The sequence below is a fragment of the Arthrobacter sp. 35/47 genome (genome assembly GCF_000520475.1).
In the GTDB taxonomy this organism is placed as follows: Bacteria; Actinomycetota; Actinomycetes; order Actinomycetales; family Micrococcaceae; genus Arthrobacter_D; species Arthrobacter_D subterraneus.
Genome location: NZ_KI914616.1, coordinates 39322 through 39897, shown reverse-complemented (window position 1 = coordinate 39897; position 576 = coordinate 39322). Strand labels below are relative to the sequence as shown.

1 protein-coding gene is annotated in these 576 nt (G+C 66.7%); it reads right to left on the bottom strand.

Annotated features, from left to right (window positions below):
* Nucleotides 1-576 (bottom strand): helix-turn-helix domain-containing protein (locus tag X803_RS0113490; protein ID WP_026545536.1); only part of this gene is annotated, 576 nt, incomplete at both ends.

Below are 576 nucleotides of genomic sequence, written 5' to 3'. Positions count from 1 at the left end.
AAACCCGGTGAGCTGGCTGAACCGGGCCAGCCGGTTCAGCACCGTATTCCGGTGACAGTACAGCTCCGCGGCAGTCTCGGAGACCGACCCGGTCCGGAAATATGCCTGCACCGTTTCGATCAGCCGCTCCTTCTCATGCACGGAGATCGCGGCGAGCGGTCCGAGCACGGTGTCCGCCAGAACAGTTCCGTATTCACCGAGCCGGACGGCGGCAACTTCACCCCACGCGTCACGGACCGTCTGCCTGCCGGGCCTCTCCGGCGTCACCACCGGCAACGATTCCAGCGCAATCCGCAGCATCCGCGGCACCTCCGCCAGTGATGAGGCGGGCGGAGCAACAAAACAGTCCAGCGGCGCCAGCCACGGACGCGTCCCCTCCGGCTGCACCGTTTCGATCAGCCGCTCCTTCTCATGCACGGAGATCGCGGCGAGCGGTCCGAGCACGGTGTCCGCCAGAACAGTTCCGTATTCACCGAGCCGGACGGCGGCAACTTCACCCCACGCGTCACGGACCGTCTGCCTGCCGGGCCTCTCCGGCGTCACCACCGGCAACGATTCCAGCGCAATCCGCAGCAT